This window comes from Paenibacillus sp. J22P90 (assembly GCF_059692195.1).
Genome location: NZ_JCAUAY010000004.1, coordinates 209,194 through 224,435, shown reverse-complemented (window position 1 = coordinate 224,435; position 15,242 = coordinate 209,194). Strand labels below are relative to the sequence as shown.

Sequence of the window (15,242 nt, the reverse complement as noted above, 5' to 3'; positions counted from 1 at the left end):
TCATTGCTAGTACTGGAGGAATTATTCATGTCATTAATTAATGTTTCAAACCTAACGTTTGCCTATGACGGCAGCTACGATAACATATTTGAAAACGTCAATTTTCAAATCGATACTGATTGGAAATTAGGATTTACGGGAAGAAACGGGCGAGGGAAAACCACATTTCTTAACTTATTGCTGGGCAAATACGAGTTCAGTGGTCATATTTCTGCGAAAGTTACCTTCGAATATTTCCCTTTCCAAGTCGAACATAAACAATGGAACACACTTGATATTATTCAAAGCATTATCCCGGATCATCAGCATTGGGAATTAATGAGGGAATTATCTTTGCTTAGAGTAACAGAAGATGTTCTCTATCGCCCCTTTGATTCATTGTCTCATGGGGAGCAGACGAAAGTGTTATTAGCAGCGCTTTTTCTCAAGGAAAATAGCTTTCTGTTAATTGATGAGCCAACGAATCATCTGGATATGAAGGCTCGCGAGCTGGTCAGTCAATATTTGAATACCAAAAGCGGATTCATTCTTGTGTCTCACGACAGATCGTTCCTGGATAACTGTGTGGACCATATTTTGTCCATTAATAAGACCAATATCGAAATCCAGAGGGGTAATTTCTCCACATGGTGGGAAAATAAACAGCGACAGGATCACTTTGAGCTCACCGAAAACGAAAAGCTGAAGAAAGACATTAAACGCTTATCTGAATCTGCGAAACGAACGAGCACCTGGTCACATGAGGTTGAGAAAACGAAAAACGGTTCTGGACCGGTAGATAAAGGCTATATTGGTCATATGGCAGCTAAAATGATGAAGCGCTCTAAATCGATCGAACAGCGACAGCAATCTGCGATCGATGAAAAATCGAAGCTTCTGAAGAATCTTGAAGGCTCAGAAGAATTAAAAATTACCCAATTGGCTTATCATAAAAATCAACTTGCCGAGCTCGATCGGGTGTCGATTTATTATGGCGAAAAGCAAATTTGTCAGGATATCAGCTTTACGATTGAAAAAGGCGACCGAATTGCCCTCTCAGGACAAAATGGTTCTGGCAAATCCAGCATTATTAAGCTGCTATGTGGTCAGGACATCACTTATAGCGGTACATTTAGAATCGGAAGTCAGCTTCAAATCTCGTATGTGTCCCAGGATACCTCACATCTGCAAGGAAATTTAACGGATTTTGCGAGGAAGCAGGGGATTGATGAGAGCCTCTTCAAAGCGATTTTAAGAAAGCTGGACTTCGCCAGAGTTCAATTCGAAAAGGATATCTCCTCTTACAGCGGTGGACAAAAGAAGAAAGTGCTAATCGCCAAAAGCCTGAGCGAAAAAGCACATTTGCACATTTGGGATGAACCGCTCAATTTTATCGATGTTATTTCACGCATGCAGATCGAAGAACTATTGCTTGAATATGCGCCAACTATGGTATTTGTAGAGCATGACAGACAATTTTGCGAAAATGTTGCAACTAAAATCATTGAACTTTGAGGATATGTCTCTGATACAATGCGGGGCTGAATAATGGGGTAAGAGCCTGAGTAATCAGGCTTTTTTTATTGGTTTGTTCCTTAATGACATTAACTATTGTGGAATTTGCGATTCTTTACTTCTAGCAAGAAAACTCTAGAATAGAAGTATGGATTGAAGTTATTATTGGGAGTTGACTAGCCTTGTACTTGAGAAGACTCGAGATTCAAAAGAATGAGCAGATCGATGCGGATAAGTATCCTTTTACAATCCCCTCCATACAATCGTTGACGTCGATTTCCTTTCAGAAAAATGTCACTTTTTTCGTTGGTGAGAATGGTTCTGGCAAATCTACGATCCTTGAGGCTATTGCTTATCAATGCGGCTTTAACACGGCAAGCGGAGGCCGTAACAATGTGTATGACGTCAATGCATCACAGTCCGTGTTAGGGGAGTATTTGCGTCTTTCTTGGATGCCCAAAATTACGAACGGTTTTTTTCTACGAGCCGAAACTTTCTATAACTTTGCCAGCCATATCGATACGATGCCCGAAAGCTTGCGTTATTATGGCGGCCGCTCGTTACATGAGCAATCGCACGGTGAGGCTTTTCTTTCCCTTTTTAAACACCGATTTGGGAAAAAAGCAATATATCTGCTCGATGAACCAGAGGCAGCTTTATCTCCGGCTAGGCAGTTGGCTTTAATGCGCGTGATCAAGGATTTGGAACATGAAGCTCAGTTCATTATCGCGACGCATTCTCCGATACTGCTCGGATATCCAGATGCGCAGATTCTGAATTTTGATGATCAGCCGATTAATGAAATACAATATGAAGAAACACTGCACTATATGATTACGAAACGGTTTCTAGACAATCGCAAAATGATTCTAGATGAGTTGTTTGAGGATTGAGAGCAGAGCGTGTGGAATCCTACAAAAGTTGGGGGATAGCAGTAAGATATGAAATCAAAATTAATACTAGTAGAAGGTTTACCGGGGTCAGGGAAATCAACAACAGCTAATCTTATTTATGAGATTTTAACGGAAATGAAGGTAGATGCTAAGATATTTTTGGAAGGGAATCTAGATCATCCCGCTGATTATGATGGCGTCGCCTTTTACACTTCAAGTGAATTTGAGCAAGTAATGGCTTCGTCTACTCCAGAATTGAAAGCTACATTGCTTGAACGAGTTAGTGAACAAAATGGGTCGTATTTCTTACCCTACCAGAAGCTCTTAACAGAGTATGAGGGGGGAATTCCCGAGGAAATTTCACGCTCATTTTATGCCCATGACATTTATGAATTGCCATTGAACCTTAGTCAACAGTTGATTTCGGAGAAATGGAATCAATTCGCTGCACATGCGCAGAACGAGGATTGTGTCTACGTATTTGAATGCTGTTTTATCCAAAATCCGGTGACGCTCGGCATGATCAAGCATGATGCAGCTACGAATGAGGTCATTCATCAGGTTATGGATTTAGCAGAAATCATCGCCACATTGAATCCTCTCTTGATCTATGTCGAGCAATCAGACCTTGACTTCTCGTTTCGAAAAGCAGTTCAGGAAAGACCATCCGATTGGTCCACTGGATTTATACATTATTACACCAATCAAGGATTTGGGAAGGCGAGAGGTTACACAGGGCTGGAAGGGACTCTACAGGTCCTACAAGCAAGGGCTAATGTGGAAAATGAAATACTTGAACAATTACCGATGAATACGGTTCGGGTCAATAATTCTTCGTACGAGATTCAACGACATAAGGAAGAGTTAATGGACATTCTCCGAACATCCCTGAGCAAGTAACTTTCACTTTTGCCTGACCTGCTTTATTAAGATAATCAGTGGTAGGAAAAGAGTGCCTCGCTAGAATTCTAGGTGAATGAGATTACCGCATATTGTATAATGATTAACGTAATGATGACGAAAGAACTGAACAAATAAAAGGGGATAAAAATGAACCAAGAGGATGTCAAGCAACGAATTAAAGATTATCAGCAGGCAGATGGCGTACAGCCTCTTAATTGTGGACTCAATAGTAAACATGAGAAGTTATACCCTAAGATTCTAGAACAAGGGTTGGTTCTTCTTTGCCCTAATTGCAATTACACGCAGACTTACATTCCTGATCTCTTCTTCGATAATGGTTTTTATGAGTGGCTGCGAGGCATGAAGAGATTGATCTAGGGTGAAAGCGATTTAAGTTGTATGGCGACAAGAACATAGTGCTAAAAAATCCCCGTTAAACGGGGATTTTTTATTTCAATGGGAGATTAAAATAACAAATGTAATAATTTGAAAATCTTAAGACAATAGTGGTATGGTAAAATACGGATAAGCGAAATATCCACGTTAATTAAATAAATAAGCAAAAGCTACAATCGCTACTGAAGCATAGAAAAAGAAATCTAACAATTTCCAAGAGCTCACTGAACTTACGGCTCTATAAGCAGAAATAACAAATATGATGAGCATCGCAATTTGAATCAAGAAATGGGAGATATAGATATGCAAGGTGATCTCCTCCTACTTTCTAATGTCATAAGCCAGTCTATTCAAATTGGATTAAATATGTTTGTACGGGCTACTATTAGTATTAATTTGGGGATGGCCGCAGTCCTGAAAGTCCTGGAGATTAGTCTTGGGTTCATCTTTTATCATTCAGAAGGAGTGTGAAAAGTATGTTTCATGTAAAAGATATTTTATCCAATCAGTTGTTAGCAAATACTAATGACCCTAGTTGGTACCTACCTTTTTCCGAGGCAGTTGATAATTTGTCAGAGGAAGTAGCGTTTTGGAAACCCAGTGAAGATAGTAATAGTATCGCTGAAATTGTGCAGCATTTACTGTATTGGAATGAAACTTGGCAAACCAGGTACCAAAAATCTCATATCAATGCTGTGCCTTCCTTAGGAGATAATAATAGAAGTTTTATTATTCCCGAAGATCAAAAGTTTACTGACTTAAAAGAACAACTATTAGAGGTGCTTTTAAATTGGCAAGAACTTCTTACTGAAGAAAAAGTCGAAAGTGATGTAATAGGATTCCCAGAGGCTGCCAAGTGGTGGGAAATAATCGGAAACGTCACAACTCATAATGCATATCACATTGGTCAAATCTGTTATATTCGTAAGCTACAAAAGAGTTGGAAAGCAAATGCGAACTAAGAAAATTTATCTGGAAGAATAACATAGTAAGGATAAATTAATGTTTTTTCTCAAAATCATGATTTCTTTGAACTAAAGGAGGATATTATGAAACCAATTATGATTGATTTTCCAGATGAGTTTCATACTGAACGATTAGTAATTAGAATGCCAAAACAAGGGGATGGTAAGGTTGTTTTTGAAGCCGTTAATGCTTCGATAGATGAGTTGAAACCTTGGTTAAAGTTTGTTCAAAATGAGCAAACCGAATATGATATTGAACTTGCAGTTAGAGAGGCACAAGTTAGATTTTTAAGTCGTGAAAATCTAAGATTCCTTGTCTTTTTGAAAGAAACGGGGCAATTTGTTGCTACGTCAAGCTTACATAATATAGATTGGGATGTACGGAAATTTGAAATTGGATATTGGATAAATACACTTTTTAGTTGCAATGGGTATATGACTGAAGCAGTTGAAGGTATTTGTAATTTTGCTTTTAGCCAGTTGAATGCTCGAAGATTGGAAATACGTTGCGATACTAAAAATACTAGAAGCAAGTTGATACCTGAACGATTACACTTTGAACTTGAGGGTATTATCAAGAACGAAGATTTATCGGCTGATGGAAGCGAATTGAGGGACACATACATTTTTGCAAAGATAAAACGATGACATGTTATGTTAAACTATTAATGGGAATGTATGTTTGATTTTGTGATTTTCCAAATGACAAGGCGAATAGGGGTAGTTGAGAAATCACTTTAAGGAGCCGATGTGTAGATGATCCAATTGACGATCCGCCAGGCACGGCAATTTCTGCTGTTGAAGCACGGGCTGTTGGGCGATTATCAATATGCTGGAAAGCAGGGAGTATTGGATTTTGTGCGGCAGGTCGGCTGTATTCAATACGATCCTATCGATGTTTGCGGAAAAAACGCCGAACTGGTGTTGCAGTCGCGAATCAAAGGATTTACTAAAAACATGCTCGCCGAGTTGCTATATCAGGATAGAAGCCTTGTCGATTATCCAGACAAGAACTTGGCCATATTCCCTGTCGAGGACTGGCCGTATTTTGAACGATACAGGCAGGCCGCGCGGCAACATGCCAAGCGCTATCCCGAAATGGAATCGTTGATAGAACAGGTACGGGTTAACATTCATAATCGCGGTGCGCTAAGTTCGGATGATCTAAAATTAGATGGAAACTTCGCTTGGCAATCGGCCATCCACTGGAGCAGCGGAAACAATTCATCCCGGTCGGTGCTGGAGCAGATGTACTCGACAGGCGAGTTGATTATTCATCACAAAAATGGAACGCGTAAATATTACGATATGGCCGAGAAGTACATTCAACCAGATCTGTTGAATGCACCGGAGCCATTGGAGGACGAGCTTGAGCATCACAAATGGCGAGTACTGCGTCGAATAGGTGCTGTTGGCCTTTTATGGAATCGCGCATCCGATGCTTGGCTGAACATATGGGGATTGAAATCGGAGCAGCGCAACGAGGTTTTCCGTCGGCTGTTGCATGAAAATAGCGTTGTTGCTGTTGCCGTGGATCAAATGAAGGATATACTGTACTGTTGCATGGAAGACTTACCACTAATTGAAGCCGTCCTGCAGAATCCGACACCGAAATGGCGTTGCGAACTGATTGCCCCACTAGATAGTTTCATATGGGACAGAAAACTGATCAACGAATTGTTTGGATTCGATTACACCTGGGAGATTTACATACCTGCAATCAAACGGAAATTTGGCTATTATGTTTTGCCTCTACTATACGGAGAAAACCTCATTGGACGAGCCGAGGTAATCGCGGAGCGAAAATCAGGGACGCTCGTTGTTAAAAACATCTGGTTCGAGAACGACTTTAAACCAACAAAGCAAATGCAAATAGCCTTGAACGATTGTTTTCATTTGCATTATTCAACGAATGCGAGACGATTTCATTAAAATCTATGAATTGATTTTTCCAGCTGCTCCTTTTGTCATGTCAATAAGGTATTGGGAGAAAAGAACTTAACAATCAATATCACACGGGGGACAATCATGAATGAGTCGTATGAATTGCAATTCTGAATATACCTCCAAGGATTTGAGGCGTAATTGAGATACTTGACTATTTATTATCTCTCGTGATTAGTCCGAAAATAAACAGGACAACCCCTATAAGCGGAATTATTACTTCAAACAGATGTAATCTTATATGCATATTGGTTTGAACATAATACATCAGTACAAAGAGAAATATACCTGATAGCATTAATTTGGTTGATGGCATTAGTTGATCACCTCAGTCCAAGTTTATCATATTGCACGGATGAATGGTAAGCTAACGCAGAAGAGTAGAATGGAACAAAACGGTAGTTTCTAATAATTTTGTTCGAAACTGAAAATGAAATTTCCTTTGTTAATCTAACGGTGAATTATAGTTTCACGACAGCAGGCTGCCATTAAAACTGGGCGGCCTGTTAGGTTTTTGGGCAGTAGAGCGTGGTTGGGTTGATACAGCCTGTCGGTTAGGCAGTTTCGGTTTTCTTGGCATACCTTTCACGTACGTAGGAGCGATATTAAATACAAAAAATGACTCAGCACGAAGAAAGATTGCAGTAATTGGTATTACGCTCAGTTGACCTCTAGATTAGGCCGCAACTTGTATTGAAGAGTGGGAAACCACTCTTCTTGTTGTTTATGTCGAAATTAAATCTAAATGAATTATCATCTTGAAAATAATTTTGACGAATGAGTGAAGCACTTGACACTGTTATATACTGTTGTATACTGTTTATTGTACAGGAGGCGAATAAACTGAATATTATCATTCAACATTCATCAATGGTTCCGATTTATGAACAAATTATTGATCAAATTAGAGGACAAATTATAAAACAAAAATTAAAGGAAAACTATACACTACCTTCAGTACGAAGTTTAGCTAAAGAGCTTAACGTTAGTGCTTTAACAGTAAAGAAAGCCTATGATGTGCTCGAACAATCAGGGTTAATTGTTACTGTACATGGAAAAGGTAGCTTTGTCGCAACTTTAAATCTGGAAATTGAGAAAGAAGCTCAACAAAAGGAAATTCAAGATGAGCTAGAATTAATAATCAAAAAGGCTGATTTTTATGGGATTTCGAAGAATGAATTACTAGAATTATTTAATCTTTTATTGGAGGGATAGCAATGTTAGAAGTGAAAAATGTTAAGAAGAAATATAATAATTTTCAATTAGATTGTTCATTCGCTATTGGAGATGATCAAGTTGTTGGATTGGTCGGTCGGAATGGAGTTGGGAAAACTACAATTTTTCGCTCGATACTAGGTTTACTCCGTCCAGACTCAGGAGAGATCCGATTATTTGGAAAAAGTGTTTCTCTGCTTACCGAAAACGACAAAGAGCGAATGGGTGTTACTTTTCCAAACAGCTTTTTTTCTGAAGAATTTACAATTAATGAGATCAAAAAAATTATGAGTGCTACTTATCCTACTAAATTTAATGCTTCTAACTTTGATCAAAAATGTGGTCAGCTACAATTGCCTATCGATAAAAAAGTGAAGAACTTTTCGACAGGTATGCAAGCTAAGTTGAAAGTACTATTAGCAATGTCTCATGAGGCTGATTTCTTACTTTTAGATGAACCAACATCAGGATTAGATGTGATTGTAAGGAACGAAATTCTAGGTATGCTACAAGAGTATCTAGCTCAGAAAAATAGTCGGAGTATTTTAATTAGCTCACATATCTCTAGTGATTTAGAACAAATATGTGATCATATCATTTTGGTTGACGATGGAAAAGTAATTTTATATGAAGAGACAGATAATGTTCTAAATAGTTATGGTATTTTGAAGGTATCTGCTGAGGATTATCCTAGGTTAGAAAAAGAATATATTCTTGCAACAAAAAAAAGAAGTTATGGTTATGCTTGTTTAACAAATGAAAGACAATTCTATCAAGAAAATTATCCGAAACTTGCAATAGAAAAAGGCTCGATAGACGAAGTATTGCAGCTATTAACGAAGGAGGATGAACAATGAAGGGTTTATGGGTAAAAGATTTATTAGTTTTGAAACGACAGAAGTTAGCTGTCATCCTTACATTAATTTTAGCTATATTTAGTTTGTTGTTTTTTGGTCAAAAGGGTATTATTATCGGCATGGGTATTTTTTCAGTAACACTTTCCTTTGTCATATTAAATTCTCTGACATTTGATCAACAAAATCATGGACTGATGTATCTGTTTACAATGCCCTTTAGGAAGAAACAATATGTTACTCAGAAGTATCTATTTCTTATATTTGCTACAATCTGCTCTGTAGTAATAATGTCGATTATTACTGAAGTATTTTCAGAGATAGCAAATTGGGATTTTAGTTTTGTAGATATATTTATTCGTATTTATGGTGTTGGAGTAGCGGTTTTAATCATTCTAATCCTAACAACACAGTTTCAAATCAAACATGGACCGGAAAAGGTTCAAGTTGCAATGTCAATGATTGGGGCAATTGTTGTTATTGTGGTTGGAGGAATTATAGCGTCAGTGAAATACACGGAATTTGGTAAGAACGTTTTTAATCGAATTTCAAATTATTACATTGACTTTGGAGCTCTTCCATTTATGGTACTTTTTACGATACTAGGAACAGTTGTGATCAGTTTATCTTGTAACAAAAGTATCAAAACCATTGAGACAATGGACATTCAATAATGGCTTAAGAGATTAACCGAAGATGGCGGAAAGTCAAGAACTAGAGTTGAATATTTTCACATGATTAAAACCTCATTTTCATCTTAATGATTGAACTAATGTAAGAATGTTCGTTCAATCAAACCTGGGAGCAGATTGCCGTGGCATCTGCTCCTTTTGACATTGTCATTAAGCTATTGGACAGTAATGTTTAGTTATAATTAAACATGGACATCATCAAGAAACATTTTTTGGTGAAATTATGTAATAAAAATGACATCAGCTGGAGTGGATTTTATGCTTTCTGAAGAAGGTTATGCCAAGGTGGATTTAGATACGCTTATGGCAGATATTTACAGCCATGTTGGAGGAGACTATATTTGTAACCTAATAAGACAAGGTTTTAATAAGTTTTTAGTATACACTGGACATGGTGGCTCATATTGGGAGGGAGCATTTGTCAATCAAAGGTTTGAAACAATTCCTAGAAGAGGGATACCGTCGAAAAACTCAAACATAAAAAAATGCGCCACTTGTGGGCACATAAGTTTGTCAGTCAGTATTATGGTTTAAGTTTAGCAATAACCGTAACAGTTACAGAACGAATGCTGTTAGTTGGGTTCCATGCTGTAAAGGTCCAATGGTCTTCCGCATCTGAGTAGCTGTTGAGCATGTAGCCTTTTTGGTTGTCACTAAACGTCCAAGATCCACTGATGATATTGTAGTCGTTTCCTCTGACACCAATTCTGCGAAAACTGTTTGGTGCTATGTTTGTAGTTGAAATTACGAACCGTCCGAATCCATCACCTAAATCGGTTACTTTGATTGCATTTTTGATGCTGTAGTTAACTGTACGTGCGGCAGTGTATTTTTTGCCTGTTTTGAGTTCTGCTCTTTTAATCACTGCAAGGGCTTTTTTGCTAATCATCTGGCATTCTCCTTTCTTAAACGGGATAGTATAGTAGATGCTAGAATCATATATTCCGTAAGGGACATTTTTGACGGGAAAGTAGTGGAATTCATTTACATTTTGTTATGGTACAGCCATCAATTCACATTACCAGTAGATAAGGCAGAACGATTAAAAGATTTATCAATAGCAGATGGGTGGAACTCAGATCCAATACGTTGACATTCTCAAAAGAGAAAGTGTTAAAAGGGGGGACTTGCATGACGAATGCACTAGGACAAAAGCTGGGAGAAGGCGCATGTGCGGAAGTATTCGAATGGGAAGATGGCAGCAAAATTGTAAAATTGGCAAAGCCTAACACAAGCTCAGCTGCTTTAGAAAGAGAATGGAAGCATTGTCGAAGTGCTTGGGAGTGCGTGCTGCCTGTGCCGGAGCCTTTTGGCCTAGTTACTGTAGAAGGGAGACCGGGCGTTGTTTTTGAACGGATTTATGGCGAGTCCATCTTAAACCGTTTTATAACCAAGACGATAGGGCCGAATAAACGAGAGAACGGACTGGATTTGTTCGAAGATCATTTAGAGGCGCGGATCACGGCTCGGCTTTTGTATCAACGTTTAATCCCTTCGAGACAGATGTTTAAATTCAGAACAAAAAAGAAAAGCTGTACTTGGTATGATTGATATGTTGGTTATAGTATTATGGATAATAGAATTACTACTTAAATAAGCGTTAATAAAATAAACCTAGGAGGATTACATGTCCTGGAGCAAATTGAAGCAACAACTGGAGAGTTTTCTCTGTCCTGCGTTAATTGGGAAAGTCGAATACCGTGCAACCGGTTACCGTTATTTACCCGATAAAGCAGGACTTTGTTATATTGCTGTAGATAAAAAGAACGTTCTTAATATGAGTGATGTAACTACACTAATCAAATGGTATCAGACAGAGCTGGAGATTAAGAATGATTCAGATATCCAAATTCCGATCAACAATGAAGAAATTGAAGCGGTCAGAAAAGATACCAAGGGGTTAGTTCCGGAGGAACGTCTAAAAGTAATTGCAAGAGGTAGAAGAATATCAGAATATGCAAAGGAGATTTTGTCAGCACAGTCATCATTAAGTAAATCAAACTTTAGTGTATCGGCTAATAAGTTTTTATCCCTTTCTATAGAGGAAAGCTTAGAAACCAATGATATCTTATTAAATATTCTAGCATTGGTGGACAGGCGTGTTGGTAAAAGGCGGATTTTAAATATGAGTGAGAAGATAAAGTTAAAGCATCCAATTGTACAGTATTTTTATGAACTACGACTAAGTACGTTTTGAAAATAATAACTTATTCACCACCAATTAAGTTGATGGTACTTGGTCGTATCAAGGTAGGTATTCCGATGAAATGTTTATGTACCTTACAAACCAAAATACCTTCGTTTATTTTGGTTATTTTAATCTTTGGATTTTTATGGATTGGATTAAGAAGTGTTATCCACCAACAACTTATTGAACTAGACGAGATAGAGAAAATTATATATTTTTGGGGATTAATAAGCTTGGGCATAGTCATTCTTATTGCGTTTTTAGTGGCACTGGTTAGTAAAATTATTAGAAAGAAGTTCAATTTAACTTTTCTGAAGTTACTATTTGTTTGTTTATTAGCTTGGGTAATAACTGCATTCCTGTTTATAATTACAGTTATTCAAAATCTCGAAATAGGTTTGTAGATCAGTGGGCTCGATTAGCCGCGCTCCTATGATAATATAATTCCTATCCATTGATAAAAAGAAAGGTTGATTAACATGAAGACTTCTATCAAAGATAAAGCAGTGTCGTTTTTGCAGTTGGTGGCATCGGGTGAGGTTCGTGAAGCATACGAGAGATACATTGGTCCTGGTTTCCGGCACCATAATCCCTTTTTCCCCGGAGATGCTGATTCGCTTATGATCGCGATGGAAGAGAACGCCGCTAAGAATCCTCAGAAAACTCTTGAGATCCAACGTGCCATCGAAGAGGGGGATATTGTTGCGGTTCACTCTCATGTAAAGCAAAAGAAAGATGACCTAGGAGGAGCTGTGGTCCATATCTTCCGATTTCATAACGACCTCATCGTCGAATTCTGGGATGTGGGTCAGCCTATACCAGAGAATTCTCCCAATGAGAATGGCGTGTTCTGAGTTGAAAAAAGGGATCTGCAGCTGCAGATCCCTTTTAATTTTAAAATAACCGCCTAGCTGTCACAAAACGCTTCTGCCATTTCTCATCGAACGCTGTGAAGTGAACACCAAGCTCTGGAGAATAAGTTTGAAGGATGCGACCGTCGCCTGCATAGATACCTACATGACCAATATCCAACCCGCGCGCGGTGAAAAAGAGCAGATCTCCTTTACGGAGTTCATTTATCCCGACTACTTTGCCTTCAAGTGCTTGATCGTACGAGACGCGGGGTAAATCAAGGGACAGCACGTTCTTGAACACGTATTGTACAAACGATGAGCAATCGAATGTTTTCGTTTGCCCGACCGCGGCGCCGAATTCGTAAGGGGTACCAAGGAATTTTGAACCGAACAAAATGAGCTCATCTGCTTGCTTAGCAGCTAAGATCGAACTCGAGTAATCGGTATACATCGGAGCGGCGGAAATGAAACCAATGGATCCGTCATGGGCCTGTACTTCCAACCAGTCTGTGTTCATTTCTCGGATAACATGGATTTTTTCGGTTTTTGGAAGCATGCGGAGGACGCTGGAATCCGATTCCTTGTCCGGGACATCGCGTAAGTTGACACCATATTTAATCGTTGTTTCATAGGTATGAACGGATGAAATCGTGATCGAACGCGAATAGTCATGCCATTTCACGAGATTACCTAGGGTTTCACTAATAAATCGCAAAGGAATCAGGGTAAACCCATCCATAATTTTACCAGGTACGGGCAGATCTAGTTTTTCTTGATTTTTAAAAGCGTACGAGTCTCCGATTCGATATGTAAATACATCGTTATTTTTCTTGGCTGTAACGGTATGTGTGTTATCATCCCATGAAATGGTGGCACCTTCAGCCTCAAATAGTGCACGCATCGGAACGAGGCTATAACCGTTTTCAATAATAGGTTGTGTCTGAAAAGATAATGGATGACCATCGAGATACACAGTGGGAGACACATTCTCATCGGCATGTACTGGCATTGCTTGAAGCAGCAATATGCTCAATATAGAGATTTTGGCCCCTTGAAGAAATAAGCTTCGAATCCTCATGTTGAAGTTCTCCTAACATTCTGTTGATGCCCATATAATTCGTCATGCACAGCTTGCTTTAGTCCGTATTTGGTAAGTGTACACATCTTAGTCACAGTTGAACGCATGAAAAAGAGGACTCCTTGCGGAGTCCTCTTTGACGGTGAGTAGATTGTTGGTACTCTTGCTTTGAACCTTACTTCGCTAGGTCACTACCTCATCACATCAATGCAGTACGGGTACTACAGTAAGTGGTATGCGGCACATCTCCTCGCCTCCATATGGATTCAATAACAACTTCCCTTGTGTAAATTGTCTGCGACACAACACCTCACCACTGCGTCACCGTCATAAAATATTATGTCCGGGCTGCCGAGACAATATACACGGATCTGGTTAAAAAGAAACTTTTCTGAATACACATAGAAGCAACAACGAAAAGGGGTGAGTGTATGCGCCCAGGCTACGGCATGTTCCAGCAGCAGTCAGCCAAAATGCGATTAACGCCTCAGCTGCGTAAAGCGATCATGATGCTCAAGCTTTCAACGCCAGAATTGCTGGAAGTTGTTCAGCAGGAGGTTATCGAGAATCCGGTATTGGAATTGCCCGGCAACGCGTGGGATGTCTATAATATCACGCCACGACTATTTCGTGGGATGAGCAGAAATGATAACGCCTACGACCCCATACGATCTGCCGTTTCCAATGAAGTATCTTTGGAGAGGCATTTAACAGAGCAACTAAGCTTTTTACGAAAAATATCACCATCGATTCGACATGTTGTCTCATTTATGATCGGAAATCTGGATACCAATGGTTTTCTCGTTTCCAGTTTGCCAGAAATCTGTGAGATATGTAAAGTTGAGCATACACAAGCGGAGCATGCGCTTAAAATCTTGCAGGCTTTTGAGCCCCGCGGCATAGGCGCGAGAAATTTGAGGGAATGTCTGCTTCTCCAGGTTCAGACGTTATCTGACAGCTTTCCTTTAGTCGCCATATTAATTCGTGGACATCTAAGGGACGTTGCTGATTACAGAATTCATAAATTAACGACGATTCTGCAAGTGGGCACACAGGAAATTCAGGCTGCGATTGATGTAATCAGAGGGTTGAATCCGAGACCAGGCTCAGCATTTTATATCGAAAATGTACACTATATCATACCCGAGGTCATGATTGAAAAGGGGGATGAACAGCTTGAAGTGTACCTTCACCAAGCAGCGTCATCCCGACCTGTGATTAATAGCTATTATGAGCGAATGGTCGTGGAGAGTGACAATGATGAGATCACGAAGTTCCTCACAGGTAAATTACATGCTGCGAAATTTTTCTTGAAGTGCTTAGAGCAAAGACGAAGGACCATATCCCGCGTGGTGCAAGCTATTGTGGAGGAACAAGCCGATTTTTTCTGGAAGGGAACTGCCCATCTCAAGCCAATGACCTTAAAGATGATCGCAGATAAATTAGGACTCCATGAATCGACTGTCAGCCGTGCCACGGCGGGGAAGTACGCACAAACACCTTGGGGGATGTTTGAATTGAAATATTTTTTCCCCTCTGGCTTGCAAATGGACATGGGGGATTCCGCTTCGTCTGAACGTGTAAAAGCAAGAATAAAAGCGCGGATTAGCGGTGAAAATCATCGAAAGCCCTATTCTGATCAAAAGCTGGCTGAACTTCTGAAACAGGAGGGTATACACATTTCACGTCGAACGGTCACCAAATATAGAGAAGAGCTAGGTATTTCTTCTTCTGTGAAAAGAAAACGCATATAAATGATGAAAGGG

At 39.3% G+C, this 15,242-nt stretch carries 18 protein-coding genes; 15 read left to right on the top strand and 3 right to left on the bottom strand.

Annotated features, from left to right (window positions below; genetic code table 11):
- Positions 1-27 precede the first annotated feature (27 nt).
- The 4 genes from AC58UX_RS15265 to AC58UX_RS15250 all read left to right on the top strand — a co-directional run bounded on the left by AC58UX_RS15265 (position 28) and on the right by AC58UX_RS15250 (position 3,668).
- Entirely contained in the window at positions 28-1,494 is a 1,467-nt protein-coding gene (locus tag AC58UX_RS15265) for an Lsa family ABC-F type ribosomal protection protein (protein WP_497254086.1), read from the top strand.
- Positions 1,495-1,676: 182 nt separating this feature from the next.
- Positions 1,677-2,387: an AAA family ATPase gene (locus tag AC58UX_RS15260; protein ID WP_497254084.1), complete on the top strand. Its 711-nt coding sequence runs from the start codon at positions 1,677-1,679 to the stop codon at positions 2,385-2,387.
- 48 nt (positions 2,388-2,435) lie between these two features.
- The gene (locus AC58UX_RS15255; RefSeq protein ID WP_497254082.1) at positions 2,436-3,287 is read left to right on the top strand and encodes a P-loop NTPase family protein; all 852 of its coding nucleotides are present in this window, start codon (positions 2,436-2,438) and stop codon (positions 3,285-3,287) included.
- A gap of 150 nt (positions 3,288-3,437) precedes the next feature.
- Complete coding sequence (locus AC58UX_RS15250) at positions 3,438-3,668, top strand: hypothetical protein (protein WP_497254080.1); 231 nt, start codon at positions 3,438-3,440, stop codon at positions 3,666-3,668.
- A 165-nt stretch (positions 3,669-3,833) separates the two neighbouring features.
- On the opposite strand, the gene AC58UX_RS15245 is transcribed toward AC58UX_RS15250, so the two are convergent.
- A complete protein-coding gene (locus tag AC58UX_RS15245) occupies positions 3,834-3,995 on the bottom strand; it encodes a hypothetical protein (RefSeq protein WP_497254078.1) in 162 nt (53 codons plus the stop codon).
- A 167-nt stretch (positions 3,996-4,162) separates the two neighbouring features.
- On the opposite strand from AC58UX_RS15245, the gene AC58UX_RS15240 reads away from it, so the two are divergent.
- The 7 genes from AC58UX_RS15240 to AC58UX_RS15210 all read left to right on the top strand — a co-directional run bounded on the left by AC58UX_RS15240 (position 4,163) and on the right by AC58UX_RS15210 (position 9,890).
- The gene (locus tag AC58UX_RS15240; RefSeq protein WP_497254076.1) at positions 4,163-4,648 is read left to right on the top strand and encodes a DinB family protein; all 486 of its coding nucleotides are present in this window, start codon (positions 4,163-4,165) and stop codon (positions 4,646-4,648) included.
- Positions 4,649-4,735: 87 nt separating this feature from the next.
- On the top strand, positions 4,736-5,299 hold the full coding sequence (locus tag AC58UX_RS15235) for a GNAT family N-acetyltransferase (RefSeq protein WP_497254074.1): 564 nt from the start codon (positions 4,736-4,738) through the stop codon (positions 5,297-5,299).
- Between the two features lie 108 nt (positions 5,300-5,407).
- A complete protein-coding gene (locus AC58UX_RS15230) occupies positions 5,408-6,583 on the top strand; it encodes a winged helix-turn-helix domain-containing protein (RefSeq protein ID WP_497254072.1) in 1,176 nt (391 codons plus the stop codon).
- A gap of 882 nt (positions 6,584-7,465) precedes the next feature.
- Positions 7,466-7,810, top strand: coding sequence for a GntR family transcriptional regulator (locus tag AC58UX_RS15225; RefSeq protein ID WP_497254070.1), 345 nt, complete (start codon positions 7,466-7,468; stop codon positions 7,808-7,810).
- A 2-nt stretch (positions 7,811-7,812) separates the two neighbouring features.
- Positions 7,813-8,667 carry an ATP-binding cassette domain-containing protein gene (locus AC58UX_RS15220; RefSeq protein WP_497254068.1) on the top strand — a complete coding sequence of 285 codons (855 nt, stop codon included), beginning with the start codon at positions 7,813-7,815 and terminating at the stop codon, positions 8,665-8,667.
- Positions 8,664-9,338 carry an ABC-2 transporter permease gene (locus AC58UX_RS15215; RefSeq protein WP_497254066.1) on the top strand — a complete coding sequence of 225 codons (675 nt, stop codon included), beginning with the start codon at positions 8,664-8,666 and terminating at the stop codon, positions 9,336-9,338. Before AC58UX_RS15220 ends, AC58UX_RS15215 begins: the two co-directional genes overlap by 4 nt.
- A 276-nt stretch (positions 9,339-9,614) precedes the next feature.
- Entirely contained in the window at positions 9,615-9,890 is a 276-nt protein-coding gene (locus AC58UX_RS15210) for a hypothetical protein (RefSeq protein WP_497254064.1), read from the top strand.
- Here AC58UX_RS15210 and AC58UX_RS15205 read toward each other — a convergent pair.
- Positions 9,880-10,245: a hypothetical protein gene (locus tag AC58UX_RS15205; protein WP_497254062.1), complete on the bottom strand. Its 366-nt coding sequence runs from the start codon at positions 10,243-10,245 to the stop codon at positions 9,880-9,882. The genes AC58UX_RS15210 and AC58UX_RS15205 overlap by 11 nt on opposite strands.
- A 242-nt stretch (positions 10,246-10,487) precedes the next feature.
- On the opposite strand from AC58UX_RS15205, the gene AC58UX_RS15200 reads away from it, so the two are divergent.
- The 3 genes from AC58UX_RS15200 to AC58UX_RS15190 all read left to right on the top strand — a co-directional run bounded on the left by AC58UX_RS15200 (position 10,488) and on the right by AC58UX_RS15190 (position 12,398).
- Positions 10,488-10,907, top strand: coding sequence for a hypothetical protein (locus tag AC58UX_RS15200; RefSeq protein WP_497254060.1), 420 nt, complete (start codon positions 10,488-10,490; stop codon positions 10,905-10,907).
- A gap of 76 nt (positions 10,908-10,983) precedes the next feature.
- Positions 10,984-11,553, top strand: coding sequence for an SF0329 family protein (locus AC58UX_RS15195; protein ID WP_497254058.1), 570 nt, complete (start codon positions 10,984-10,986; stop codon positions 11,551-11,553).
- Positions 11,554-12,023: 470 nt separating this feature from the next.
- Positions 12,024-12,398, top strand: a complete 375-nt coding sequence (locus AC58UX_RS15190) for a nuclear transport factor 2 family protein (protein ID WP_497254056.1) — start codon at positions 12,024-12,026, stop codon at positions 12,396-12,398.
- Positions 12,399-12,438: 40 nt separating this feature from the next.
- Here the strand turns inward: AC58UX_RS15190 and AC58UX_RS15185 are convergent, their stop codons facing one another.
- Entirely contained in the window at positions 12,439-13,476 is a 1,038-nt protein-coding gene (locus AC58UX_RS15185; protein ID WP_497254054.1) for a stalk domain-containing protein, read from the bottom strand.
- Between the two features lie 431 nt (positions 13,477-13,907).
- On the opposite strand from AC58UX_RS15185, the gene rpoN reads away from it, so the two are divergent.
- Entirely contained in the window at positions 13,908-15,230 is a 1,323-nt protein-coding gene (gene rpoN / locus AC58UX_RS15180) for an RNA polymerase factor sigma-54 (protein ID WP_497254052.1), read from the top strand.
- Positions 15,231-15,242: the final 12 nt, after the last annotated feature.

Bases quoted from the DNA above. Each gene is read 5' to 3' on its own strand.
- AC58UX_RS15265 (WP_497254086.1), top strand. From the start codon at position 28: ATGTCATTAATTAATGTTTCAAACCTAACGTTTGCCTATGACGGCAGC.
- AC58UX_RS15255 (WP_497254082.1), top strand. From the start codon at position 2,436: ATGAAATCAAAATTAATACTAGTAGAAGGTTTACCGGGGTCAGGGAAA.
- AC58UX_RS15250 (WP_497254080.1), top strand. From the start codon at position 3,438: ATGAACCAAGAGGATGTCAAGCAACGAATTAAAGATTATCAGCAGGCA.
- AC58UX_RS15240 (WP_497254076.1), top strand. From the start codon at position 4,163: ATGTTTCATGTAAAAGATATTTTATCCAATCAGTTGTTAGCAAATACT.
- AC58UX_RS15235 (WP_497254074.1), top strand. From the start codon at position 4,736: ATGAAACCAATTATGATTGATTTTCCAGATGAGTTTCATACTGAACGA.
- AC58UX_RS15230 (WP_497254072.1), top strand. From the start codon at position 5,408: ATGATCCAATTGACGATCCGCCAGGCACGGCAATTTCTGCTGTTGAAG.
- AC58UX_RS15225 (WP_497254070.1), top strand. From the start codon at position 7,466: ATGGTTCCGATTTATGAACAAATTATTGATCAAATTAGAGGACAAATT.
- AC58UX_RS15220 (WP_497254068.1), top strand. From the start codon at position 7,813: ATGTTAGAAGTGAAAAATGTTAAGAAGAAATATAATAATTTTCAATTA.
- AC58UX_RS15215 (WP_497254066.1), top strand. From the start codon at position 8,664: ATGAAGGGTTTATGGGTAAAAGATTTATTAGTTTTGAAACGACAGAAG.
- AC58UX_RS15210 (WP_497254064.1), top strand. From the start codon at position 9,615: ATGCTTTCTGAAGAAGGTTATGCCAAGGTGGATTTAGATACGCTTATG.
- AC58UX_RS15205 (WP_497254062.1), bottom strand. From the start codon at position 10,245: ATGATTAGCAAAAAAGCCCTTGCAGTGATTAAAAGAGCAGAACTCAAA.
- AC58UX_RS15200 (WP_497254060.1), top strand. From the start codon at position 10,488: ATGACGAATGCACTAGGACAAAAGCTGGGAGAAGGCGCATGTGCGGAA.
- AC58UX_RS15195 (WP_497254058.1), top strand. From the start codon at position 10,984: ATGTCCTGGAGCAAATTGAAGCAACAACTGGAGAGTTTTCTCTGTCCT.
- AC58UX_RS15190 (WP_497254056.1), top strand. From the start codon at position 12,024: ATGAAGACTTCTATCAAAGATAAAGCAGTGTCGTTTTTGCAGTTGGTG.
- AC58UX_RS15185 (WP_497254054.1), bottom strand. From the start codon at position 13,476: ATGAGGATTCGAAGCTTATTTCTTCAAGGGGCCAAAATCTCTATATTG.
- rpoN (WP_497254052.1), top strand. From the start codon at position 13,908: ATGCGCCCAGGCTACGGCATGTTCCAGCAGCAGTCAGCCAAAATGCGA.